Raw genomic sequence first — 22813 nt, 5'->3', positions numbered from 1 at the left:
GTTATGTCAAATAACGACCAAAAGCGCGACGAAGGCTACATTGAGAAGCTGGTTCAAGTTAACCGCGTAGCCAAAACCGTTAAAGGCGGCCGTATCTTCACTTTCACCGCGTTGACCGTGGTGGGTGATGGTAAAGGGCGCGTTGGCTTCGGCCGTGGCAAGTCACGTGAAGTGCCTGCTGCGATCCAGAAGGCAATGGAAGCTGCTCGTCGCAACATGATCCAAGTTGATCTGAACGGCACCACGCTGCAGTACGCAATGAAGTCCGCTCACGGCGCTTCGAAGGTGTACATGCAGCCTGCTTCTGAAGGTACCGGTATCATCGCTGGCGGCGCTATGCGTGCTGTCCTCGAGGTTGCTGGCGTTCAGAACGTTCTGGCCAAGTGCTATGGCTCGACTAACCCGGTAAACGTGGTTCACGCCACTTTCAAGGGTTTGAAAGCTATGCAATCTCCTGAATCCATTGCCGCCAAGCGTGGCAAAAGCGTCAAGGAGATCTTCTGATCATGGCTACCGTTAAAGTAACGCTGATCAAAAGCATGACCGGCCGCATCCCTAACCACAAATTGTGCGTTAAGGGTTTGGGTCTGCGTCGCATCGGTCACACTGTAGAAGTCCAGGATACTCCCGAGAATCGCGGGATGATCAACAAGGCTTACTACATGCTGCGTGTCGAGGGTTAATCGATGAAACTCAATGATCTGAGTCCAGCGCCGGGTTCCCGTCGCGAAAAGCATCGTCCGGGCCGTGGTATCGGTAGCGGTTTGGGTAAGACTGGTGGCCGTGGCCACAAAGGTCAAACCTCCCGCTCCGGTGGCACCATTGCTCCAGGCTTTGAAGGCGGTCAACAGCCGCTGCATCGTCGCCTGCCTAAGTTCGGCTTCGTTTCCCTGAAGGCCATGGACCGCGCAGAAGTGCGTCTGTCCGAGCTGGCTAAAGTGGAAGGCGACATCGTTACTGTGCAGACCCTGAAAGATGCCAACGTGATCAACGTCAACGTACAGCGTGTGAAAATCATGCTGTCCGGTGAAGTGACTCGCGCTGTCACTATCGGCAAGGGAATCGGCGCCACCAAAGGTGCGCGTTCGGCTATCGAAGCAGCTGGCGGCAAGTTCGAGGAATAAATGGCTAAGCAAGGTGCTCTCTCAGCGCTCGGCAAAGGCGGTATGTCTGAACTTTGGGCTCGTCTGCGTTTTCTGTTCCTGGCGATTATCGTCTACCGAATAGGCGCACACATCCCGGTTCCAGGTATCAACCCGGACCGACTCGCAGACCTGTTTCGACAGAATGAGGGGACCATTCTTAGCTTGTTCAACATGTTTTCTGGCGGTGCGCTGGAACGGATGAGCATTTTTGCACTGGGGATCATGCCGTACATCTCGGCATCGATCATCATGCAACTGATGACCGCCGTCAGCCCGCAGCTGGAGCAGTTGAAGAAGGAAGGTGAAGCTGGCCGTCGCAAGATTAGCCAGTACACCCGCTACGGCACTGTCATCCTCGCCCTGGTCCAAGCTATCGGCATGTCCGTTGGCCTGGCTGGGCAGGGTGTTGCGTTCACTGGTGACTTTGGCTTCCATTTCGTCGCGGTATCCACGTTTGTGGCTGGTGCGATGTTCATGATGTGGCTGGGTGAGCAGATTACTGAGCGTGGTGTTGGTAACGGTATCTCGATGTTGATTTTCGCAGGTATCGTCGCCGGTCTTCCGAGAGCAATCGGGCAGTCTTTCGAGTCTGCACGTCAGGGTGATATCAATATCTTCGCCCTGGTTGCCATCGGTTTGCTGGCAGTAGCGATTATCGGTTTTGTGGTGTTCATTGAGCGTGGCCAGCGTCGTATTGCTGTTCACTACGCCAAGCGTCAGCAGGGCCGTAAGGTTTTTGCTGCGCAGACCAGCCACTTGCCGCTGAAAGTGAATATGGCCGGTGTTATTCCGGCAATTTTCGCGAGCAGCATTTTGCTGTTTCCGGCTTCGTTGGGTACCTGGTTTGGTCAGTCTGAAAATATGGGCTGGCTGCAGGACCTCTCTCAGTCGATCGCTCCTGGTCAGCCGTTGAATATTCTGCTGTTTAGTGCAGGGATTATTTTCTTCTGCTTCTTCTATACGGCGTTGATGTTCAATCCGAAAGACGTAGCGGAAAACCTGAAGAAGTCCGGTGCCTTTATTCCGGGTATTCGTCCAGGTGAGCAGTCGGCACGCTACATTGATGGCGTTCTGACTCGTTTGACCCTGTTCGGTGCTCTATATATGACGGCCGTGTGCTTGTTGCCCCAGTTCCTGGTGGTTGCAGCAAACGTTCCGTTCTACCTTGGCGGGACCTCGTTGCTGATCGTGGTCGTGGTTGTGATGGACTTCATGTCCCAAGTACAATCGCACCTCGTTTCGCACCAGTACGAATCCCTGATGAAGAAAGCCAACCTGAAGGGTTACGGCAGCGGCATGTTGCGCTGAGTACCCATAAGGTTCGAGGAGTTGGTGATGAAAGTTCGTGCATCGGTGAAAAAGCTGTGCCGTAACTGCAAGATTATTCGCCGCGAAGGTGTTGTTCGAGTAATTTGCAGCGCGGAACCGCGTCACAAACAGCGCCAAGGCTGAGTGTGATCCGCTTGAAGCCCGGCAGCTAGTGCGCTGCCGGGTTGATTATTTGTTATTACAGCGATATTATCTCGCGCCCTATTTCTTGGCTTCCGGGGCGTAGGTAGCTGTCAATTGGAGTCCCACTGAATGGCCCGTATTGCAGGCGTTAACATTCCAGATAACAAGCACACTGTTATCTCGCTGACCTACATCTATGGTGTTGGTCGCACTACTGCGCAGAAAATTTGCGCGGTTGCTGGGGTAAACCCAGCCGCTAAGATCAAGGATCTGAGCGACGAGCAGATTGAATTGCTGCGTGGCGAAGTGGCGAAGTTCACCACTGAAGGTGACCTGCGTCGCGAAATCAACATGAAAATCAAGCGTTTGATGGACCTCGGTTGCTATCGCGGTCTGCGTCATCGTCGTGGTCTTCCAGTGCGCGGTCAGCGTACCAAGACTAACGCGCGTACCCGTAAAGGTCCGCGTAAGCCGATCCGCAAGTAATCGCCCCAGCGAATCGACAGGAAAATTATCATGGCAAAACCTGCTGCTCGTCCTCGTAAAAAAGTTAAAAAGACAGTGGTTGATGGCATCGCCCACATCCATGCATCTTTTAACAACACCATCGTGACCATCACCGACCGTCAAGGTAACGCGCTTTCTTGGGCTACCTCCGGTGGTTCGGGTTTCCGCGGTTCCCGCAAGTCCACGCCGTTTGCTGCTCAAGTAGCTGCTGAACGTGCTGGTCAAGCTGCGCTGGAATATGGCCTGAAAAACCTCGACGTTAACGTCAAAGGTCCAGGTCCAGGTCGTGAGTCTGCTGTCCGTGCTTTGAACGGCTGTGGCTATAAGATCGCCAGCATCACCGACGTGACGCCAATCCCGCACAACGGGTGCCGTCCGCCGAAGAAGCGCCGCGTGTAATCCAGGAGATTGTAAAGAATGGCTCGTTACATTGGTCCAAAATGCAAACTCGCTCGTCGCGAAGGCACCGATCTCTTCCTGAAGAGCGGCGTGCGCGCGATCGAATCGAAGTGCAACATTGAAGCAGCACCTGGTATCCACGGCCAACGCCGCGGTCGCCAGTCCGATTACGGCACCCAACTGCGTGAAAAGCAGAAGGTCCGTCGTATCTACGGCGTTCTCGAGCGTCAGTTCAGCGGCTACTACAAAGAAGCTGCTGGCAAGAAAGGTGCAACCGGTGAAAACCTGCTGCAACTGCTCGAATGCCGTCTGGACAACGTTGTATACCGTATGGGCTTTGGTTCGACTCGTGCCGAATCCCGTCAGCTGGTATCGCACAAGTCGATCAGCGTTAACGGTCAGACCGTAAACGTTCCGTCCTACCAGGTTCGTGCTGGTGACGTGGTCGCAGTTCGCGAGAAAGCAAAAAACCAACTTCGCATTGTCCAAGCTCTCGATCTGTGTGCCCAACGTGGCCGCGTAGAATGGGTAGAAGTAGACACTGAGAAGAAGTCGGGCGTTTTCAAGAACGTTCCTGCTCGCAGTGATCTGTCCGCCGACATCAACGAAAGCCTGATTGTCGAGCTCTACTCCAAGTAAGGGCTAGAAAATAGGTGCATCCATGCAGATTTCGGTAAATGAGTTCCTGACACCCCGCCACATTGATGTGCAGGTTGTCAGTCCAACCCGCGCCAAGATCACTCTCGAGCCTCTCGAGCGTGGTTTTGGCCACACCCTGGGCAACGCGCTGCGACGCATCCTGTTGTCCTCAATGCCCGGCTGTGCAGTAGTCGAGGCCGAGATTGACGGTGTGCTCCACGAGTACAGCGCCATCGAAGGTGTACAGGAAGACGTAATTGAAATCCTGTTGAACCTTAAAGGTCTGGCTATCAAGCTGCACGGCCGTGACGAAGTTACGCTGACCTTGTCGAAGAAGGGTTCGGGGGTGGTTACCGCTGCCGATATTCAGCTGGATCATGATGTCGAGATCGTTAACCCCGATCACGTAATCGCTAACCTGGCGTCTAACGGCGCCCTGAACATGAAGCTCACCGTAGCTCGTGGTCGTGGTTATGAACCGGCCGACTCGCGTCAGAGCGATGAAGACGAAAGCCGCAGCATTGGTCGCTTGCAGCTTGACTCTTCGTTCAGCCCGGTTCGCCGTATCGCATACGTGGTGGAAAACGCCCGTGTCGAGCAGCGTACTAACCTGGACAAGCTGGTTATTGATCTGGAAACCAACGGTACTCTGGATCCTGAAGAGGCTATCCGCCGCGCTGCAACCATTCTGCAACAGCAGTTGGCTGCGTTCGTCGACCTCAAAGGTGACAGCGAACCAGTGGTAATCGAGCAGGAAGACGAGATCGATCCGATCCTGCTTCGCCCGGTTGACGATCTGGAACTGACTGTACGTTCGGCTAACTGCCTTAAGGCGGAAAACATTTACTACATCGGCGACCTGATTCAGCGTACCGAAGTAGAACTGTTGAAGACTCCGAACCTGGGCAAGAAATCCTTGACTGAAATCAAGGACGTTCTGGCCTCCCGCGGTCTGTCCCTCGGCATGCGCCTCGACAACTGGCCGCCTGCAAGTCTTAAGAAGGACGACAAGGCGACTGCCTGATCGTCGTAATCACCGAACGTGAGTTTGGTAAGGAATGAACCATGCGTCATCGTAAAAGTGGTCGTCACCTGAGCCGTACCAGCTCGCACCGCAAGGCCATGTTTCAAAACATGGCGGTGTCGCTGTTCGAGCACGAGCTGATCAAAACTACACTGCCGAAAGCTAAAGAACTGCGTCGCGTTGCTGAGCCGCTGATCACTTTGGCCAAGACAGACAGCCTGGCTAACCGCCGTCTGGCTTTCGACCGTACTCGTTCGAAAGCTATCGTTGGTAAGCTCTTCAACGACCTGGGCAAGCGTTACGCTACCCGTGAGGGTGGCTACCTGCGCATCCTCAAGTGCGGTTTCCGCGCTGGCGACAACGCGCCTATGGCGTACGTCGAGTTGGTTGATCGTGCTACTGCCGGCGAAGCTGTAAGCGCCGAGTAAGACGACAAGCTGTAACGAAGAACCGGGCCTAGTGCCCGGTTTTTTGTGCGCGTAACAAAAGCGCGATGTGTACAAGCTTCCTCAGACAGCGCTCAGCACTATGTGGGCGGGGGTATTGTTAGTTATTTTCTATTGAAGCTTACGATTTAATGAATTTGTAGGTGTCATGTTGATGGTCAATACTCCCTCCAAGCCGATTAGCCGGCAGTTCCAAGTCCGACCTGAGGAAAATTGAGCATGAGCCAGAATAAAATCCTTACCACCGCCAGCGGCGCTCCCGTTGCGGATAACCAGAATTCCCGTTCAGCCGGCCCGCGCGGCCCGCTGCTTCTTGACGATTTTCACCTGATCGAGAAACTTGCCCATTTCAACCGTGAAAACATCCCTGAGCGTCGCGTACACGCCAAGGGGTCGGGTGCCTACGGGACGTTCACGGTCACCCGGGACATCACCCACTACACCAGCGCCAAATTGTTCGAGTCCGTTGGTAAGCAAACTCCAACGTTCCTGCGTTTCTCTACTGTGGGCGGTGAGCGTGGTTCCGCAGACACCGAGCGCGATCCCCGTGGTTTTGCCTTGAAGTTCTACACCGAAGAAGGTAATTGGGACATCGTGGGTAACAACACACCGGTGTTCTTCATACGCGATCCGCTGAAATTCCCCGATTTCATCCACACTCAGAAGCGGTTACCGCAAAGCAACCTGAAAAGCGCGCAAATGATGTGGGACTTCTGGTCGCACTCTCCAGAAGCGCTGCACCAGGTCACCATTCTGTTTTCGGATCGTGGTATTCCCGATGGCTACCGTCATATGCATGGCTTTGGCAGCCACACCTACAGCTTGATTAACGCCCGCGGTGAGCGGCACTGGGTGAAGTGGCACTACAAAACCAAGCAAGGCATCAAGAACCTGGCGCCGGCTGAGGCGGCCCGCCTGGCCGGTACTGATCCTGATTACGCCCAGCGTGATCTGTTTGGTGCGATCGAGCGCGGTGACTTCCCGAAATGGCGGGTCTGCATCCAGATCATGACCGAGGCCCAGGCGAACGCCCATTACGAGAATCCGTTTGATGTGACCAAAACCTGGTCGCAGAAAGAATTCCCGTTGATTGAAGTGGGTGAGCTGGAACTTAACCGCAATCCGCAGAACTACTTCGCTGAAGTAGAGCAGGCTGCATTTGGCCCAAGCAACATGGTTCCAGGCGTTGGCCTGTCGCCAGACCGTATGCTCCAAGGTCGGGTTTTCGCTTACGCAGATGCTCACCGCTACCGTGTGGGTACCAACCACCAGCAATTGCCGGTGAATGCTCCGCGCAGCCCGGTCAACAGCTACCAGCGTGATGGCTCGATGGCATTTGGCAGCAATGGTGGTGCGACTCCGAACTACGAACCGAACAGCTACGCCGAAGCTCCGAAGCAAGCGCCACAGTACGCCGAGCCTGCATTGCCCTTGAGCGGTGCGGCTGATCGTTACGATCACCGTGAAGATACCGACTACTACAGCCACGCAGGTGCGCTGTTCCGCCTGATGAATGATGAGCAGAAAGCACTGCTCATCAATAACATCGCCGGCGCAATGAGCGGTGTCTCCAGTGATGTGGTCCAGCGTCAACTGCAGCACTTCTATAAGGCAGATCCTGCTTATGGAGACGCAATCGCAAAGGCACTGGGTGTATCGCTTAACTGACTCTAAACGATAAGCAGAACCGCCCTCATTTGGGCGGTTTTTGCGTTATTTCAGCTACTTTTCTGCGGAAATCTTCACTTTTCTGCCGTTAGTCCCGTGACCTCCGAGTCAGCATGGTTCAAACTACAGACTTTCAAGCAGGGAGATGTAGGGCGATGCAAGGTCACCCCGACGTAATCGATTACCTCAACACGTTGCTGACGGGCGAACTGGCAGCTCGTGATCAATATTTCATCCACTCGCGCATGTACGAAGACTGGGGTTTTACCGAACTCTACGAGCGTATCAACCACGAAATGGAAGAAGAGGCACAGCACGCCGATGCACTGATGCGTCGTATCCTGATGCTCGAAGGTACGCCACGTATGCGTCCCGACGATCTGGATGTGGGTACCAGCGTACCTGACATGCTTGCAGCCGATCTTCGTCTTGAATACAAGGTGCGTGCCGCTCTCTGCAAGGGCATCGAGCTCTGCGAACAGCACAGCGACTTCGTCACGCGGGAAATCCTGCGCGTGCAGTTGAACGATACCGAAGAAGATCACACCTACTGGCTGGAAAAGCAGTTGGGCTTGATCAAGCTGATTGGCCTGGAAAACTACCTGCAATCGCAGTTCTGATTTCCTACAAAAAAGCCCCTGTCACCTCAGCAGTGACAGGGGCTTTTTATTGAGCCTGATAAATCAGGCCCGGTCGCGCGCCAGCAATGGTTTCAAGTAGTAACCCGTATGCGATTGTGGCATCTCGGAGACCTGCTCCGGCGTACCCACCGCAATGATCTGGCCGCCCTTGGATCCGCCTTCCGGCCCTAGATCCACCAGCCAGTCGGCCGTCTTGATCACATCCAGGTTGTGCTCGATCACCACCACGGTGTTGCCGTGATCACGCAAGCGGTGCAACACATCCAGCAATTGCTGAATATCAGCAAAGTGCAGGCCGGTTGTCGGTTCGTCCAGGATATACAAGGTCTTGCCCGTATCGCGTTTGGACAGCTCGCGAGACAGCTTCACCCGCTGCGCCTCACCACCGGACAGCGTGGTCGCCGACTGCCCCAGCTTGATATATGACAGGCCCACATCCATCAGCGTCTGCAGCTTGCGCGCAAGCGCCGGAACCGCATCAAAGAACACCCGCGCTTCTTCGATGGTCATCTCCAGGGTTTCGTGGATGCTCTTGCCCTTGTACTTGATCTCCAGGGTTTCGCGGTTGTAGCGCTTGCTCTTGCACACATCGCACGGCACGTAGATGTCCGGGAGGAAGTGCATTTCCACCTTGATCAGGCCATCGCCCTGGCACGCTTCGCAGCGACCGCCCTTGACGTTGAACGAGAAGCGGCCTGGCCCGTAGCCCCGTGAACGGGATTCCGGCACGCCAGCAAACAGCTCACGAATAGGCGTGAACAGCCCGGTGTAGGTCGCCGGGTTGGAGCGCGGTGTGCGGCCAATCGGGCTTTGGTCGATATCGACCACCTTGTCCAGGTGTTCCAGGCCCTTGATGCTGTCGTGCGCGGCGGCTTCCAGGGTGGTGGCGCCGTTCAAGGCGGTGGCACTCAAGGGGAACAGCGTGTTGTTGATCAGCGTCGACTTGCCTGAGCCGGAAACACCGGTCACGCAGGTCAGCAGGCCCAGTGGTATTTCCAGGTCAACATTGCGCAAGTTGTTGCCACGCGCGCCCTTGAGGTGCAATGCCATCTTCTTGTTGCGCGGTGTACGCTTGGCTGGCACTGCGATCTTCACGCGGCCGGACAGGTACTTGCCGGTCAACGAGTCGGGATGCGCCATTACCTCGGCAGGCGTGCCCTCGGCGACAATATGTCCTCCATGTACGCCGGCGCCTGGGCCAATATCCACCACATAGTCCGCCAGGCGAATCGCGTCTTCATCGTGCTCGACCACGATCACCGTATTGCCGATATCCCGCAGGTGCTTCAGCGTGCCCAGCAGGCGATCGTTATCCCGCTGGTGCAGGCCAATCGAAGGCTCATCGAGGATGTACAACACCCCCACCAGGCCGGCACCAATCTGGCTGGCCAGGCGAATTCGCTGCGCTTCACCACCGGACAACGTATCCGCGCTGCGATCCAGCGACAGATAGTCCAGGCCAACGTTAACCAGGAACTGCAAGCGCTCGCGGATCTCCTTGAGGATCTTGTCGGCAATTTCCCCACGGCGTCCGGTGAGCTGCAGTACACCAAAGTATTCACAGGCATCGCCGATCGGCAGGTTGGTCACCGCCGGCAACGTCTTCTCACCCACCCATACATGCCGCGCCTCACGGCGCAGGCGAGTGCCCCGGCAATCCGGGCACGGTTGGGTGCTGAGGAATTTTGCCAGCTCCTCGCGCACACTCGCCGATTCAGTCTCGCGGTAGCGCCGCTCCAGGTTCGGCACGATGCCTTCGAACGGGTGGGAGCGCTTGACGATGTCGCCACGGTCGTTCAAGTACTTGAAGTCGACGTTCTGCGAGCCGCTGCCATTAAGGATGACTTTCTGCTGGTCTGCTGGCAGTTGGTTGAAAGGTACTTCAAGGCTGAACTTGTAATGGGCCGCCAACGACCCGAGCATCTGGAAGTAGTAGACGTTACGCCTGTCCCAGCCGCGTATCGCGCCCTCCGCCAATGTCAGGTCGCCGTTGACCAGGCGCTTGATGTCGAAGAATTGCTTCACGCCCAGGCCATCGCAGGTCGGGCAGGCACCGGCCGGGTTGTTGAAGGAGAACAGCTTGGGCTCCAGCTCGCTGATGGCGTGGCCACAGATCGGGCAGGCAAAGCGCGCGGAGAAGATGATCTCTTCACCCGGCTCGTCATCCATCGGCGCCACCAGGGCAATGCCATCCGCCAGCTTCAACGCGGTCTCGAACGATTCCGCCAGACGCTGCTGCAGGTCGGACCGCACCTTGAAGCGATCGACCACGACATCAATCGAGTGCTTCTTCTGCTTGTCGAGTTTCGGCGCTTCGTCCAGCTCATACAGCTTGCCGTTGATACGCGCACGTACGAAACCTTGAGCACGCAGCTCTTCGAATACAGAGAGGTGTTCGCCCTTGCGCTCGCGAATCACCGGCGCCAGCAGCATCAGCTTGGCACCTTCCGGTTGGGCCAGCACCAGGTCGACCATCTGGCTGACGGTCTGGGCCTCCAGCGGAATGTCGTGGTCCGGGCAGCGCGGGATGCCTACCCGCGCGTACAGCAGGCGCAGGTAGTCGTAGATTTCGGTGATGGTGCCCACGGTGGAACGCGGGTTGTGGGAGGTCGACTTCTGCTCAATGGAAATCGCCGGCGACAGGCCTTCAATGGTGTCGACGTCCGGCTTTTCCATCATCGACAGGAACTGCCGGGCATAGGCCGACAGCGATTCCACATAGCGACGCTGACCTTCGGCATACAGCGTGTCGAACGCCAGGGACGATTTGCCGGAGCCGGACAAGCCGGTGATGACGATCAGTTTGTCCCGGGGCAGGGTCAGGTCGATGTTCTTCAGGTTGTGGGTTCTAGCCCCACGAATCAGGATCTTGTCCAAGATGGCCTCGCACGGCGGGCGTAAATAATGCAGGAGTATACGGCTAAAGACTGGATGAATATACACTGTCAAAGTGCCGGGTGCAGCCTTACATGAAAGCTGCGCGGCAAAGCGCCGCATATACCCTCTCAATCGATGGGACTGGTAGAATCGCCGCCGGTTCACACGAGGTTTTTCCATGCACGATCCCCACAGCGAACGCATGAGTAGCGGCGAGACCCGAGCAGCAAGCGGTCTGGCCCTGGTGTTCGCGTTCCGTATGCTTGGCATGTTCATGGTGTTGCCGGTGCTGGCGACCTATGGAATGGATCTGGCAGGCGCGACCCCCGCGCTGATCGGCCTGGCGATTGGCGCCTATGGCCTGACCCAGGCGATTTTTCAGATTCCGTTCGGAATCATTTCCGACCGGATTGGCCGGCGTCCGGTGATTTACCTCGGGCTGATTGTCTTCGCCCTCGGCAGCGTGCTCGCGGCACAATCCGATTCGATCTGGGGCGTGATCGCCGGACGCATCCTGCAAGGTGCCGGGGCGATTTCCGCTGCGGTCATGGCGCTGCTGTCCGACCTGACCCGTGAGCAACACCGCACCAAGGCCATGGCCATGATCGGCATGACCATCGGTCTGTCGTTCGCCGTGGCCATGGTCGTGGGCCCGTTGCTGACGCGCGCCTTTGGCTTGCACGGCCTGTTCCTTGCCACCGGCGGCATGGCGTTGTTCGGGATCGTGATCGTGGCCGTCATGGTGCCGCGCTCCACCGGCACGTTGCAGCACCGTGAGTCGGGCGTCGCACGCAAGGCCCTGTTGCCGACGCTCAAGCACCCGGACCTGTTGCGCCTGGATTTAGGTATCTTCGTATTACACGCAATGCTGATGTGCAGCTTCGTCGCCTTGCCCCTGGCGCTGGTGGAAAAAGCCGGGCTGCCCAAGGAACAGCACTGGTGGGTCTACCTCACGGCACTGCTGATTTCGTTCTTCGCCATGATCCCGTTCATTATCTATGGCGAGAAGAAACGCAAAATGAAACGAGTTTTGCTCGGCGCCGTCGCGACATTGATGCTCACTGAACTATTCTTCTGGCAGTTCGGCGACAGCCTACGGGCGCTGGTCATCGGTACGGTGGTGTTCTTCACCGCGTTCAACTTGCTGGAAGCTTCGTTGCCTTCGCTGATCAGTAAAGTTTCACCGGCCGGTGGCAAGGGCACGGCAATGGGGGTGTATTCCACCAGCCAGTTCCTGGGTTCGGCGTTGGGCGGCATCATGGGCGGCTGGATGTTCCAGCATGGCGGTTTGTCGGTTGTGTTCCTTGGATGCGCCGGGCTGGCTGCACTTTGGTTGGCCTTTGCTGTTACCATGCGCGAACCTCCCTACGTCACAAGCCTGCGTTTGCCGCTATCGCCTGAGGCGATCCGTGAAAGCGGCCTGGTAGAGCGCCTGAAGGCCGTCGTAGGGGTAACGGATGCTGTCGTGGTCGCGGAAGAGGCGGCCATTTACATCAAATTGGACACCGAATTATTGGATCGCGCGACGCTCGAGCAACTGGTCAACCCAGTGCCGACAGCGCGCCCAGCATAGGAGAACGTTATGGCCCGTGGGGTTAACAAAGTCATATTGGTCGGTACATGCGGCCAGGATCCCGAAGTTCGCTACTTGCCTAACGGTAACGCCGTGACCAACCTGAGTCTGGCGACCAGCGAACAGTGGACCGACAAGCAGACCGGCCAGAAGGTCGAGAAAACCGAATGGCACCGTGTGTCGATGTTCGGCAAGGTGGCAGAGATCGCCGGTGAATACCTGCGCAAAGGTTCGCAGGTCTACATCGAAGGCAAGCTGCAAACCCGCGAGTGGGAAAAAGACGGCATCAAGCGTTACACCACTGAAATCGTGGTCGACATGCAAGGCACCATGCAACTGCTGGGCGGTCGTCCACAGGGTGACCAACAAGGCCAGGGCGGTATGTCCAACTCGGCACCGCGTCCACAGCAGTCGCGTCCGCAGCCAAGCCAGCAGCCACAGCGTGAGTCGCGTCCAGCGCCGCAACAGGCCGCTCCGCAGCCAGCTCCGGATTTCGACAGCTTTGATGACGATATTCCGTTCTAGGATATCGCTCGGCGCAATCCGTATAGCTTTCCCAAAAAGCCCCGTGAGCCCTGCTCTCGGGGCTTTTTTGTAATTTCGTGATGCATGAAGCTGCACCCGCAACGGATTAAATGATGGGATGGACGATCGCCGGCCCCGACATTTGTCCTCAGGGGCCACTCGATTTAGGCTGTAACCCACTTCCACAGAACAAGGAGAGCCGCGATGACCTGGTCTGCCAAGCAATACACGATGTTTGAACAACAACGCACTCGTCCGGTACGTGACCTGGTCGCGGCCATTCCGAATACCGCGGTGCACACAGCGGTGGACCTGGGTTGCGGCCCCGGCAACTCCACCCAGGTATTGGCCGAGCGTTTCCCGCAGGCGCAGGTGACGGGCCTGGACAGTTCCGAGGATATGCTGGTCGACGCCCGCAAGCGCCTGCCCGCGCTGAACTTTGAGCTGGCGGACATCGGTGCCTGGAGTCCGTCGCAGACATTCGACGTGATCCTCGCCAACGCTTCGCTGCAATGGCTGCCAAACCACGCCACGCTCTATCCGCATCTGGTCGACCAGTTGACGCCTGGCGGCACGCTCGCCGTACAAACCCCGGACAACCTCAATGAACCCGCCCACCGGCTGGCGCGCGAAGTGGCGGCAGATGGCCCATGGGCGGCAAAGATCGGCGCGTTCCAACACAATGAGCGCCACTCGGTGAGCTACTACTACGAGTTGCTGAGCCAACACTGCAGTACCGTGGATGTGTGGCACACCACGTACCAGCACCCGCTGGCGGATCATGCCGCTGTGGTGGAGTGGTTCAAGGGCTCGGGCTTGCGACCCTTTCTCGCGCCACTGACCGATAGCGAAAAAGCCGCTTTCCTACAGGAATACCAGGCGCGGATTACACAGGCTTATCCAGCACTAGGCGATGGCACTGTATTACTGCCCTTCCCGCGCCTGTTTATCATCGCGACCCGCTGACGGCACAGAAGCAAGCAGCGCTTACGCCGCTGCTGCTTGCGCCTTCAAATACTCATCCGCCGACACTACGCCCGCGTAGCCAAATGCCAACGACGCCATATACGCGCCATGCACCTGCGCCGCCGGAATCACCTGCCCGTTGAATTCCAGATCGCGGGTGGCACACGCGTCATGAATCACCGTGACCTTGTAGCCCAGGTCCGCTGCGGCCCGCACCACCGCATCGATGCACATATGGCTCATGCTGCCGACCACCACCAGTTCGGTGATGCTGCGCTGTTCCAGCAGGGCGCGTAGAGGGGTTTCGCGGAACGCATTGACGAAATGTTTAAGCACCACCGGCTCGCTGCCCTCGTTCAGCACCTTGGGGTGCAAATAGGCGCCCTCAGAGTTCGGCGTGAAAAACGGTGCATCCTCGGACGTGAACTCATGGCGCACATGAATCACTGCCTCCCCGTTCTGGCGAAACGCCTGGAGCACCTGCGCAGCCTTGTCCGCGGCGGCTTCCACGCCATCGAGCGGCCACTTGCCTTGAGGGAAGTAGTCGTTCTGGATATCGATTAGGATGAGCGCTTGCTTGGCCATGGGTATTGCCTCGTGATGGGTTGATGGGGCCAGTATGTTAGCTGGCGCCGGGGCGGGGGATTGGCTGCACCGACAATAACAGGGGGAAAACTGACAATGGCGGTTGTTGAGCTGGGCGTGTTGATCTACCACGGTGCGCAGTTGGCAGCGGTGCATGGGCTGACCGATCTGTTTGGTGTCGCCAACCGGATCGCCGCCGAGCATCAATCCGCACAGCTGCCGTTGCTGCGGGTGAGCCACTGGCAGGTGGATGGCGATGGTATACCCACGCGGGTATTCGACAGCCACCCAGGGCCTGAGCAACCGATGATGGCGGTGCTGGTGCCGCCTTCAATCGGCGAGTTCACCGAAGACCAGGCGCCGCCTGCACTGCTCGAGTGGATTCGTCAGCAACACGCTGCGGGCACCGTGCTCGGTGGCGTGTGCATCGGTTCGATCCTGCTGGTGCGCAGTGGGTTGTTGGATGGGCGTAGCGCCACTACCCATTGGTCTTCCGCCAAGTCCTTTGCCGCACGTTACCCTGCTGTGCGCCTGGAAGCGGATAAGCCCATCGTCGATGACGGCGACCTGATCACCACCGCCGGGCTGATGGCCTGGTCCGAGCTGGGCCTGCGCCTGGTCGACCGCCTGATGGGCCCCAGCGTCGCCGCCGCTACCGCGCGTTTCCTGGTGATCGAGCACAGCGACAGTGCCAGCCAGTGCGGCAGCAACTTTGCGCCGATCCTCAGCCATGGCGATGTGGCCATCCTCAAGGTCCAGCATTGGTTGCAAGCCAGTGGCGCGGTGGATGTGTCCGTGGCCGCCATGGCGCAAGAGGCGGGGCTGGAAGAGCGCACGTTCCTACGGCGTTTTCGCAGTGCCTCGGGATTGAAACCCACCGAATACTGCCAGCATTTGCGCGTCGGCAAAGCGCGGCAAATGCTGGAGTTCACCACCGCCACCATCGACCACATCGCCTGGACCGTGGGGTATCAGGACCCTGGTGCGTTTCGCGCCACCTTCAAGAAGATCACCGGTTTGGCACCCAGTGATTACCGCAGCCGTTTTGGCGTGTGAATCGTGCAGAACGCCCCACGGTCAGGGTGGTGTCGTGCAGAATAATACAGGCCAACTGCTATCGCTTTTTGCGCAAGCGATTGATTTCAAAGCCATCACTTTTGAACCTGCGTTGGCCTGATCCCTGCAACCTTCCACCCACACACATGGCGGGATGGCCAAGGGGGATGCATGACCCCGACTCAACGCAAGAAATGGGTAGTTGCTCACTCCACGCGAGAGGGCGCTCCCCGGCATGAAGTTGAAACCAACCGAGCCCTTGCGCGCTGGCTGGCGCAAATCCTTGGGCTCAAGTACGGCGGTGATTACGATCCACGCAAACACGCCGGCCGTGAACGCTACCTGCTTCCCACGCAAACACTGATTGGCCCTGCACAGGCGCTGGCCCTTGATATCAAGGGTCCCGAAGACCTGTGGGGCGGTTATGTGGAGCATGATTTCATCGGCACCAAAGCCATCAGTCACGGCCTGCTGGGCCCGGACGCCGCAGCTCCCGAAGGCTGGTCGCCCTTGTTCTGCGAGCGCGTGCGCGACGTTGTGCTGGACGGCCTGAGCGTATTTGCGCTCAACGATGCACGGGAAGCCGCCAAACGCCTGCTCTACAGTGGGCCGATCCGCCTGAAGCCGGTGCATGCCTGCGCCGGGCGCGGCCAGGAAGTTATCCACAGTCTGGATGAGTTCGAGGCCGTGCTGACGCGCCCCGAAGCGGCCCGGATGTTCAGCGAAGGCGTGGTGCTGGAACAAGACCTGCACGATGTGGTCACCCATAGTGTGGGCCAGAGTTTTATCGGCGATCACGTCATCAGCTACTGCGGCGAGCAATACCTGACCCAGGACGGACAGGGCGAGGAGGTCTACGGTGGCTCCAACCTGCTGGTGGTGCCTGGCGGTTATGACGATTTGCTCAAGCTCGAGCTGCCCGGCGACGTGCGCCAAGCCATCGAGCAAGCCCAGGTCTTCGACGCGGCCGCTGACGAAGCTTACCCAGGTTTCTACGCGTCCCGGCGCAACTACGACATCGCCCAGGGTCTGGACAGCGACGGCCAGCGGCGCAGTGGTGTGCTTGAACAATCCTGGCGCATGGGTGGCGCCAGCAGCGCGGAAGTCGCGGCGCTGCAGAGCTTTATCAACCACCCGGGCCTCAAGGCCATTCAGGTGTCTTCGGTAGAAACCTACGTGGACCAGGCGCTGCCCGCGGATGCTATCGAGGTGTACCGAGGCCCGGCGGAAAACAGCGACTTTCTTCTCAAGTACGTGACGGTTAAATCTTATGACGGCTAGAAGCGAAAGCATTGCGATCGACATCGACGACGAACAGATGAGCGGCACGTTCCTCAGCCCCAAATCGAAGGTGCCGGGGGTGTTATTCGTGCACGGCTGGGGCGGTAGCCAGGAGCGCGACCTGGAGCGCGCCAAAGGTATCGCCGGCCTGGGATGCGTGTGCCTGACGTTCGATCTGCGTGGCCACGCGGGCACAGGTATCCCGTTGTCCCGCGTCACCCGGGAAGACAACCTGCGCGATCTGCTGGCGGCCTACGACCGACTGCTCTCGCACCCGGCCATCGACACCTCGGCGGTGGCGGTGGTGGGCACCAGCTATGGCGGCTACCTGGCGGCGATTCTCACCTCATTGCGCCCGGTGCGCTGGCTGGCGCTGCGCGTGCCGGCGCTGTACCGCGACCAGGAATGGCTCAAGCCCAAGCGTGACCTCGATAAGGCCGACCTGATGGATTACCGCAGCACGCTGGTGCATGCCGAAACCAACCGCGCGCTGCAGGCCTGCGCGCAATTTACCGGTGATGTGCTGATTGTCGAATCGGAAACCGACGACCATGTGCCCCACGCCACCATCATGAGCTACCGCGCGGCGTGCCAGCACACGCACTCCCTGACGCACCGCATCATCGATGGTGCCGACCACTCCCTGAGCGATCCAGTGTCACAACAGGCCTACACCTCGATCCTGGTGGACTGGATCACCGAGATGGTGGTGGGGGAACGGTTGAGCATCATCCAGTCCCAGTAACGCGGTCATGCCGGTGTTTTCTTCACCCGTAGCGCCTTGGCTTTGGCCTCGACACCTAGGTACATCACCAGGGCGATCAGCAGCGGCAGGATAAAGTAGATGGCCCGATAGGCGATCAGCCCGGCCAGCAAACTGCCGCGCGACGCTTCATGTTGCAGCAGTGCGATAAACACCGCTTCCAGTACCCCGAGCCCGGCGGGGATATGGGTGATGACACCGGCGATCGCGCTGATCAACAGCACGCCCAGCACCAGCGGGTAGTCCAGCTTGGCGGGCAACAAGGTGAAAATCACCGCGGCCATCAGCGACCAGTTCAACGCGCCCAATGCCAACTGCAGGCACGCCATGCGCAGCGACGGCAGGTTGATCTCGATGCCGCGAATCGACCATGCACGCTTTGTCGAGAATTGGCACGCCGCCAGATAGCCCAGGCTGGCCAGCACCAACAGCACACCCACGCCCTGCAGGGCGCCGCTGCTGAGCTTCCAGCCCGGCGGCATGGTCACCAGGCCGCTGCTGAACACCACCCCGGCCAATGCCATATAGCCGAACCAATTGGTGGCCAGGCTCAGCCCGAGAATCTTGGCGATATTGCCAGTGCTCACCCCCAGCCGCGAATACAGCCGATAGCGCATGGCGATTCCGCCGACCCAGGCACTCAGGTTCAGATTGAACGCATAGCTGATGATCCCGACCGGCAGGATCTGCTTCCAGCGCAGCGGTTGGCGAATGTAGGTGCGGCCGATCAAGTCGAAGCAGGCGTAGACGATAAAGCTGCACAACGTCAGCGTGCCCGCGATCAGCAGGGTGCGCGGCTTGAAATCGCCCAGGGTCTGGAACACTTCGCTCCAGTCGATACGCCTTGCGAGCAGGGTGAACAGCACGATCAGCAACAGGAAGAACGCCACGGTCAGCGGTTTCTTCCAGCGCTTGAAGCGTGAATCGCTGGCTTCAGATGTCATGGGTGCGAGCCTCGAAGGGTTTCAACCGTGGCTTGTGCGCCGGCAACCAGCCGGTCAGCGCGGGGAAGTGGCGCATCACATGGAACACCAGGAAACCGACGGTCAGTCGCCATAGCCACAGGCGCGGCTTGCGGTTTTCCGGCATGGTCTGGCAATGCTCCTTGGCGAGTGCGTCCAGGCGTTCGTACAGTTGCTGATTGAACGCCCGGTCACGAATCAGCACGTTGGCCTCCAGGTTCAGCGACAGGCTCAACGGGTCGAGGTTGCTCGAACCCACGGTGCTCCACTCGTCATCCACCAGCGCCACCTTGCCGTGCAGCGGGCGCTGGCAATATTCATGAATCACCACGCCATCCTTGAGCAAGTAGTCGTAGAGCATGCGCGCGGCCAGCTTGGCCAGCAGCACATCGGGCTGGCCCTGCATGATCAATTGCACCTTCACGCCACGGCGCGCCGCATTGCGGATCTCGCGCAGCAGGCGGTAACCGGGGAAGAAGTAGGCATTGGCAATCACCGCGCGTTCCCGGGCTTTGCTCAAGGCATGGATGTAGGCCTCTTCAATGTCGTCGCGGTGTTGCAGATTGTCGCGGTAAATCAGGCGCACCAGGCCGTCGCCTGTATCGGTCGGCCAAGGCGATGGCCGTTGCTGGCGCCGTCGCCAACCGCGCCGCGTGCGCACCTGGCGACCGCTTTGGGCGAGGGCGAAATGATGCAGGTCGGCCACCGCCGGGCCTATCACCTGCACCGCGTAATCCTGCTTGGCCTCGGGGCCGAAATCCCCCAGGTGATCGGCAGAAAAATTGATCCCGCCGATAAACGCCACGGCGGCATCCACCACCACGATCTTGCGGTGCAGGCGGCGAAACCAGTTGGTGCGAATACCCAGGGTCTTGGACGCCGGGTCAAACATCTGCACGGCCACCCCGGCCTGGGCCAATTCGCCGAGAAAAGCGCGGCTCAGTTCGCCGCAGCCAAAGCCATCCAGGCTGACCACCACCTTGACCCCACGCTGCGCCGCGTCGATCAAGATGCGTTGCAGCTCATGGCCGACCTTGTCTTCAAAGAGGATAAAGGTCTCCAGCAGGATCTCCCGCTGCGCCCCGCGCAAGGCCTCGAACACTCTGGGAAAGTACGCCTCGCCGTTCTCCAGCAACGCGAGCCGGTTGTCAGGCTGCCAGCCGTAATCGACGTCGCGGGCCTTGGCTTCATCCGGCGGCTGGTCGGTAGCAATGTGCTCAACGGCAATGTTCATAGTTCAATCTCTACCGACAGGGGCACGTGGTCTGACAGATGGGACCAGGGGCGGGTGGTCAGCACCTTGGGGTTATGAATCTTTAGATTGCGCACATAGATGCGGTCCAGCGCCAGCAGCGGCAGGCGCGCCGGAAAGGTGCGTGCGGGTTTGCCGTGGGCCTGCATGAAGACTTCCTGCAGGCCGCTTCGGCTGAGGTCGGCGCGTTGGCGCCAGTCATTGAAATCGCCGGCTACCACCAACGGCGCATCCGCCGGGATCTCGCTGATACGCTGCTCCAGCAAGCGCAATTGCTGCTGGCGATGCACCTCGCGCAAGCCCAGGTGGATGCAGATCGCATGCACTTCCTGTCCGGTGCCAGGCAAGCGCAGCACGCAATGCAACAGACCACGGTTTTCATGGCCGCTTTGGGAAATATCGAGGTTGTCGTAGCGCACGATCTGGAATTTCGACAGCAACGCATTGCCATGGTCGCCATGGGGGTAGACCGCGTTGCGCCCGTAGGCGAACTGCGGCCAGATGCTGTCGGCGAGGAACTCGTACTGCGGCATGTTCGGCCAGTCGCTGTAGCGCTGGGGATGGCGCTCGTGGGTGCCGTGGATTTCCTGCAGGAACACCATATCAGCGCCCACACTGCGCACCGCTTCGCGCAGCTCGGGCAGGATGAAACGTCGATTCAAGGCGGTGAAGCCCTTGTGGATATTGACCGTCAGCACCGTGAAGCGAGTGATGGCGACGCTAGGGGTGATGGGCACCCAGTCGGGGATCGCAGCCATGATTGCTCCTGTGAAAGAGTGAGGGGCCTGACCCCCGTTTATGGCTGACTGCGATTTTTGGCCGAAAGTTTCCGCCGTCCTACAGGCGGCATAAACCCATTTGGATCGGTGTCCGGCAATAGGCAGGGGAACGATCAGTGCTCAAATCCGTCAGTTCCTTACAGACCCTTCTGAAGGAGCCCGGTGTTTTGCTGAATCTAAAGACTGCATTACTGCTCGGCGCGCTGCTGTTCTGCGGCAGCGGCGCACTGTACGCCGCGGCCACCGCGCCGGAGCCCGAGGCGCCGGCAAAGCCGGAGTTGCTGGTGGAGGGTGGATTGCTCGGTGCCATCAGTTCCAGCATCGATGATGTGCAGAACAAGCTCGACCTCAATCAGAACCTTGTTGATGCCTGGCGCTTGCGCGCGGATCGCGCGGCGGATGAAGTCGGCCGGTTGGTTGACCAGACGTCGGAGCGTTCGCCGTGGAGCGTGGCCGGCGACTTCCTGCTGCTGTCCAGTGTGTGGATTGGCGCCTTCGCGCTGTTGACGTTGCTGGGGCGCTTTATCGTGCGGCGCTTGAACCGGCGCCCGTTCGTCGAACGCCGCGGGCGCCTGCAAGGCGTACTGGGTTATGTGGTGCCCTACACGATCCCGGCGTTGATCTGCCTGCCGCTGACGCTCTATGTCAGTCACTTCCTGCCCACGTCCATAGGTCGCGCCCTGGCGCTGTGCTTTGCCTATGCGACCAGCAGCGGCATCTTCTCCACGTCGATGCTGCTGTGCGTGATTGTGATGTTCAACGTCGGCCATAAGCGGCCGGCGGTGCAGATCATTCGCGACTACTGCCCCAAGCCGCTGTTCCTGATCGGCTTCCTCGCGGCCCTCAGCGACGCCCTGACCAGTCCACAGATCGCCCGCCAGCTCGGCGGCAATATCACCAGCAGTATCGCGGTGTTTACCGGCCTGTTCGCGGCGGTGATCTTTGGCGTGCTGGTGGTGCGCCTGCGCCGCCCGGTGGCCCACCTGATCCGTAATCGACCGCTGGCCCAGCGCCTGAAACACCCGGCGTTGCAGCAGTCGCTGCGGGTATTTTCCGGCCTTTGGTACTGGCCCATCCTGTTGATGGTGCTGGTCTCGGCGATCAACCTGATCGGCGCCGGCGACGACAACCAGAAAGCCCTGCGCTGCGCGCTGTTCACCACGATTCTGTTGATCGGCACGGTATTCCTGAGCACGGTGCTGCAACACCTGTTCAAGTCCCGCAGCCAAGTGGCGATCCAGCGCAGCAGTGCCTACAAGGAGCGTTTTCTCAGCCTGTTGCACGCGATCCTGCGTATCGTCATGGCCATCGCCTTTATCGAAATCCTCGGGCGCATCTGGGGCGTATCGCTGTTCGAATTTGCCCAGCGCAACTCGGTGGGCCGTGCGATCAGCGACTCCCTCAGCAGCATCGGCCTGATCCTGTTGATGACCTGGTTGTTCTGGGTCGTACTCGACACGGCGATCCAGGAAGCGCTGAAACCGCCGGTGAACAAACGCTCCAATCGCCAGCCCAGCACAAGGGTGAAGACCATCCTGCCGCTGCTGCGCAATGCGATCAAAATCATCCTGGTGGTGATCTGCGCAATCACCACCATGGCCAACCTCGGCATCAACGTCGCGCCGTTGCTGGCGGGGGCCGGTGTGGTCGGCCTGGCGATTGGTTTCGGCTCCCAGCAATTGGTGCAGGACGTGATCACCGGCCTGTTCATCATCATCGAAGACACCTTGTCCATCGGCGACTGGGTGGTGCTTGATTCCGGCCACGCCGGCACCGTCGAAGGTCTGACCATCCGCACCCTGCGCCTGCGCGATGGCAAGGGGTTCGTGCATTCGGTGCCGTTCGGGCAGATCAAGGCGGTCACCAACCAGTCGCGGCAATTTGCCTATGCGTTCTTCTCGGTGCAGTTCACCTACGACACCGATGTGGACAAGGCCGTGGAGCTGATCCGCGAGGCCGGGCAGTCGATCCGCGACGATGTGTTCCTCAAGTACAACCTGCAAGGGCCGCTGGAGGTGTTTGGCGTCGACAAGATGGACCTCAATGGCGTGGTGCTCACGGCGCAGTTTCGTACTGTGTCGGGTGGGCAATACGCGGTGAGCCGTGCGTTCAACCAGCGTTTGAAAAAGCTTGTGGATAACTGTGATGCGGTGCACTTCGCGCAGACTTATCCACAGCAGGTTTTGTTGCCCAAGCGTACATCCCAGGTGGATGAGCCGGATGAAGAGGTGCCGGCGTCGGTGGTGTTGACGGAGCAGCCCAGGCCTCAATGA

The 22813-nt window shown here is 58.9% G+C and carries 24 protein-coding genes; 19 read left to right on the top strand and 5 right to left on the bottom strand.

The genetic code is table 11. From position 1 onward, the window contains the following. Nucleotides 1–3 precede the first annotated feature (3 nt). The 12 genes from rpsE (at nucleotide 4) to bfr (ending at nucleotide 7900) form a co-directional block, all read left to right on the top strand. Nucleotides 4–504 carry a 30S ribosomal protein S5 gene (gene rpsE / locus FX984_RS16075; RefSeq protein ID WP_003186035.1) on the top strand — a complete coding sequence of 167 codons (501 nt, stop codon included), beginning with the start codon at nucleotides 4–6 and terminating at the stop codon, nucleotides 502–504. Between the two features lie 2 nt (nucleotides 505–506). Continuing rightward, nucleotides 507–683 carry a 50S ribosomal protein L30 gene (gene rpmD, locus FX984_RS16070; RefSeq protein ID WP_003176408.1) on the top strand — a complete coding sequence of 59 codons (177 nt, stop codon included), beginning with the start codon at nucleotides 507–509 and terminating at the stop codon, nucleotides 681–683. Nucleotides 684–686: 3 nt separating this feature from the next. After that, a complete protein-coding gene (gene rplO / locus FX984_RS16065; protein WP_003176407.1) occupies nucleotides 687–1124 on the top strand; it encodes a 50S ribosomal protein L15 in 438 nt (145 codons plus the stop codon). Further along, nucleotides 1125–2453 carry a preprotein translocase subunit SecY gene (gene secY / locus FX984_RS16060; RefSeq protein ID WP_003176406.1) on the top strand — a complete coding sequence of 443 codons (1329 nt, stop codon included), beginning with the start codon at nucleotides 1125–1127 and terminating at the stop codon, nucleotides 2451–2453. 27 nt (nucleotides 2454–2480) lie between these two features. Then, nucleotides 2481–2597 (top strand): 50S ribosomal protein L36, encoded by a 117-nt coding sequence (gene rpmJ / locus FX984_RS16055; RefSeq protein WP_002555468.1) that lies wholly within the window; start codon nucleotides 2481–2483, stop codon nucleotides 2595–2597. Between the two features lie 129 nt (nucleotides 2598–2726). Next, complete coding sequence (gene rpsM / locus FX984_RS16050) at nucleotides 2727–3083, top strand: 30S ribosomal protein S13 (RefSeq protein ID WP_024077676.1); 357 nt, start codon at nucleotides 2727–2729, stop codon at nucleotides 3081–3083. Between the two features lie 30 nt (nucleotides 3084–3113). Further along, nucleotides 3114–3503 (top strand): 30S ribosomal protein S11, encoded by a 390-nt coding sequence (rpsK, locus tag FX984_RS16045; protein WP_002555466.1) that lies wholly within the window; start codon nucleotides 3114–3116, stop codon nucleotides 3501–3503. A gap of 18 nt (nucleotides 3504–3521) precedes the next feature. Next, the gene (gene rpsD / locus FX984_RS16040; RefSeq protein WP_003176404.1) at nucleotides 3522–4142 is read left to right on the top strand and encodes a 30S ribosomal protein S4; all 621 of its coding nucleotides are present in this window, start codon (nucleotides 3522–3524) and stop codon (nucleotides 4140–4142) included. 22 nt (nucleotides 4143–4164) lie between these two features. Next, nucleotides 4165–5166, top strand: a complete 1002-nt coding sequence (locus FX984_RS16035) for a DNA-directed RNA polymerase subunit alpha (RefSeq protein ID WP_003176403.1) — start codon at nucleotides 4165–4167, stop codon at nucleotides 5164–5166. 41 nt (nucleotides 5167–5207) lie between these two features. Further along, nucleotides 5208–5594, top strand: a complete 387-nt coding sequence (rplQ, locus tag FX984_RS16030) for a 50S ribosomal protein L17 (RefSeq protein WP_003176402.1) — start codon at nucleotides 5208–5210, stop codon at nucleotides 5592–5594. A 237-nt stretch (nucleotides 5595–5831) separates the two neighbouring features. Continuing rightward, complete coding sequence (locus FX984_RS16025; protein WP_146477732.1) at nucleotides 5832–7280, top strand: catalase; 1449 nt, start codon at nucleotides 5832–5834, stop codon at nucleotides 7278–7280. A 155-nt stretch (nucleotides 7281–7435) separates the two neighbouring features. Further along, entirely contained in the window at nucleotides 7436–7900 is a 465-nt protein-coding gene (bfr, locus tag FX984_RS16020; RefSeq protein WP_017525959.1) for a bacterioferritin, read from the top strand. A 63-nt stretch (nucleotides 7901–7963) separates the two neighbouring features. Here bfr and uvrA read toward each other — a convergent pair whose 3' ends face one another. Further along, the gene (gene uvrA, locus FX984_RS16015; RefSeq protein WP_027605168.1) at nucleotides 7964–10798 is read right to left on the bottom strand and encodes an excinuclease ABC subunit UvrA; all 2835 of its coding nucleotides are present in this window, start codon (nucleotides 10796–10798) and stop codon (nucleotides 7964–7966) included. Nucleotides 10799–10976: 178 nt separating this feature from the next. On the opposite strand from uvrA, the gene FX984_RS16010 reads away from it, so the two are divergent. The 3 genes from FX984_RS16010 to tam all read left to right on the top strand — a co-directional run bounded on the left by FX984_RS16010 (nucleotide 10977) and on the right by tam (nucleotide 13862). Then, nucleotides 10977–12371, top strand: coding sequence for an MFS transporter (locus tag FX984_RS16010; protein WP_146477734.1), 1395 nt, complete (start codon nucleotides 10977–10979; stop codon nucleotides 12369–12371). 9 nt (nucleotides 12372–12380) lie between these two features. Next, entirely contained in the window at nucleotides 12381–12896 is a 516-nt protein-coding gene (locus FX984_RS16005) for a single-stranded DNA-binding protein (RefSeq protein ID WP_003232445.1), read from the top strand. 204 nt (nucleotides 12897–13100) lie between these two features. Continuing rightward, nucleotides 13101–13862: a trans-aconitate 2-methyltransferase gene (tam, locus tag FX984_RS16000; RefSeq protein WP_115487475.1), complete on the top strand. Its 762-nt coding sequence runs from the start codon at nucleotides 13101–13103 to the stop codon at nucleotides 13860–13862. 21 nt (nucleotides 13863–13883) lie between these two features. Here tam and FX984_RS15995 read toward each other — a convergent pair whose 3' ends face one another. Beyond that, nucleotides 13884–14447 (bottom strand): cysteine hydrolase family protein, encoded by a 564-nt coding sequence (locus FX984_RS15995; RefSeq protein ID WP_027605170.1) that lies wholly within the window; start codon nucleotides 14445–14447, stop codon nucleotides 13884–13886. 96 nt (nucleotides 14448–14543) lie between these two features. On the opposite strand from FX984_RS15995, the gene FX984_RS15990 reads away from it, so the two are divergent. From FX984_RS15990 to FX984_RS15980, 3 genes are all read left to right on the top strand, one after another. Beyond that, nucleotides 14544–15503: a GlxA family transcriptional regulator gene (locus tag FX984_RS15990; protein ID WP_146477736.1), complete on the top strand. Its 960-nt coding sequence runs from the start codon at nucleotides 14544–14546 to the stop codon at nucleotides 15501–15503. Nucleotides 15504–15674: 171 nt separating this feature from the next. After that, a complete protein-coding gene (locus FX984_RS15985; RefSeq protein ID WP_146477738.1) occupies nucleotides 15675–16784 on the top strand; it encodes a DUF3182 family protein in 1110 nt (369 codons plus the stop codon). Continuing rightward, complete coding sequence (locus FX984_RS15980) at nucleotides 16774–17529, top strand: alpha/beta hydrolase family protein (RefSeq protein ID WP_027605173.1); 756 nt, start codon at nucleotides 16774–16776, stop codon at nucleotides 17527–17529. Before FX984_RS15985 ends, FX984_RS15980 begins: the two co-directional genes overlap by 11 nt. Before the next feature lie 5 nt (nucleotides 17530–17534). Here FX984_RS15980 and FX984_RS15975 read toward each other — a convergent pair whose 3' ends face one another. Genes FX984_RS15975 through FX984_RS15965 form a run of 3 tightly spaced genes read right to left on the bottom strand, consistent with a single transcriptional unit; the run spans nucleotide 17535 to nucleotide 20519 of the window. Next, nucleotides 17535–18491, bottom strand: coding sequence for a lysylphosphatidylglycerol synthase domain-containing protein (locus FX984_RS15975; protein WP_098480847.1), 957 nt, complete (start codon nucleotides 18489–18491; stop codon nucleotides 17535–17537). Beyond that, entirely contained in the window at nucleotides 18481–19743 is a 1263-nt protein-coding gene (gene clsB, locus FX984_RS15970) for a cardiolipin synthase ClsB (RefSeq protein WP_146477740.1), read from the bottom strand. The genes FX984_RS15975 and clsB overlap by 11 nt, the downstream gene beginning before the upstream one ends. Then, on the bottom strand, nucleotides 19740–20519 hold the full coding sequence (locus tag FX984_RS15965) for an endonuclease/exonuclease/phosphatase family protein (RefSeq protein ID WP_092358190.1): 780 nt from the start codon (nucleotides 20517–20519) through the stop codon (nucleotides 19740–19742). The genes clsB and FX984_RS15965 overlap by 4 nt, the downstream gene beginning before the upstream one ends. A 188-nt stretch (nucleotides 20520–20707) precedes the next feature. Between FX984_RS15965 and FX984_RS15960 the strand changes: the two genes are divergently transcribed. Next, nucleotides 20708–22813, top strand: a complete 2106-nt coding sequence (locus FX984_RS15960) for a mechanosensitive ion channel family protein (RefSeq protein ID WP_027605178.1) — start codon at nucleotides 20708–20710, stop codon at nucleotides 22811–22813.

It is taken from the genome of Pseudomonas marginalis, assembly GCF_008692035.1.
Classification (GTDB): domain Bacteria; phylum Pseudomonadota; class Gammaproteobacteria; order Pseudomonadales; family Pseudomonadaceae; genus Aquipseudomonas; species Aquipseudomonas marginalis.
The sequence above is the reverse complement of the archived record's forward strand: the minus strand, read 5'-3'. Positions and strand labels throughout refer to the sequence as shown.

Coding starts and splice junctions, on each gene's coding strand:
- secY (WP_003176406.1), top strand. CDS start 1,125: ATGGCTAAGCAAGGTGCTCTCTCAGCGCTCGGCAAAGGCGGTATGTCT.
- FX984_RS15995 (WP_027605170.1), bottom strand. CDS start 14,447: ATGGCCAAGCAAGCGCTCATCCTAATCGATATCCAGAACGACTACTTC.
- rpsM (WP_024077676.1), top strand. CDS start 2,727: ATGGCCCGTATTGCAGGCGTTAACATTCCAGATAACAAGCACACTGTT.
- rpsE (WP_003186035.1), top strand. CDS start 4: ATGTCAAATAACGACCAAAAGCGCGACGAAGGCTACATTGAGAAGCTG.
- rpsK (WP_002555466.1), top strand. CDS start 3,114: ATGGCAAAACCTGCTGCTCGTCCTCGTAAAAAAGTTAAAAAGACAGTG.
- FX984_RS16005 (WP_003232445.1), top strand. CDS start 12,381: ATGGCCCGTGGGGTTAACAAAGTCATATTGGTCGGTACATGCGGCCAG.
- rplO (WP_003176407.1), top strand. CDS start 687: ATGAAACTCAATGATCTGAGTCCAGCGCCGGGTTCCCGTCGCGAAAAG.
- rpmD (WP_003176408.1), top strand. CDS start 507: ATGGCTACCGTTAAAGTAACGCTGATCAAAAGCATGACCGGCCGCATC.
- tam (WP_115487475.1), top strand. CDS start 13,101: ATGACCTGGTCTGCCAAGCAATACACGATGTTTGAACAACAACGCACT.
- clsB (WP_146477740.1), bottom strand. CDS start 19,743: ATGAACATTGCCGTTGAGCACATTGCTACCGACCAGCCGCCGGATGAA.
- FX984_RS16035 (WP_003176403.1), top strand. CDS start 4,165: ATGCAGATTTCGGTAAATGAGTTCCTGACACCCCGCCACATTGATGTG.
- FX984_RS16025 (WP_146477732.1), top strand. CDS start 5,832: ATGAGCCAGAATAAAATCCTTACCACCGCCAGCGGCGCTCCCGTTGCG.
- rpsD (WP_003176404.1), top strand. CDS start 3,522: ATGGCTCGTTACATTGGTCCAAAATGCAAACTCGCTCGTCGCGAAGGC.
- FX984_RS15965 (WP_092358190.1), bottom strand. CDS start 20,519: ATGGCTGCGATCCCCGACTGGGTGCCCATCACCCCTAGCGTCGCCATC.
- bfr (WP_017525959.1), top strand. CDS start 7,436: ATGCAAGGTCACCCCGACGTAATCGATTACCTCAACACGTTGCTGACG.
- FX984_RS15975 (WP_098480847.1), bottom strand. CDS start 18,491: ATGACATCTGAAGCCAGCGATTCACGCTTCAAGCGCTGGAAGAAACCG.
- FX984_RS16010 (WP_146477734.1), top strand. CDS start 10,977: ATGCACGATCCCCACAGCGAACGCATGAGTAGCGGCGAGACCCGAGCA.
- FX984_RS15990 (WP_146477736.1), top strand. CDS start 14,544: ATGGCGGTTGTTGAGCTGGGCGTGTTGATCTACCACGGTGCGCAGTTG.
- FX984_RS15980 (WP_027605173.1), top strand. CDS start 16,774: ATGACGGCTAGAAGCGAAAGCATTGCGATCGACATCGACGACGAACAG.
- rplQ (WP_003176402.1), top strand. CDS start 5,208: ATGCGTCATCGTAAAAGTGGTCGTCACCTGAGCCGTACCAGCTCGCAC.
- FX984_RS15985 (WP_146477738.1), top strand. CDS start 15,675: ATGACCCCGACTCAACGCAAGAAATGGGTAGTTGCTCACTCCACGCGA.
- rpmJ (WP_002555468.1), top strand. CDS start 2,481: ATGAAAGTTCGTGCATCGGTGAAAAAGCTGTGCCGTAACTGCAAGATT.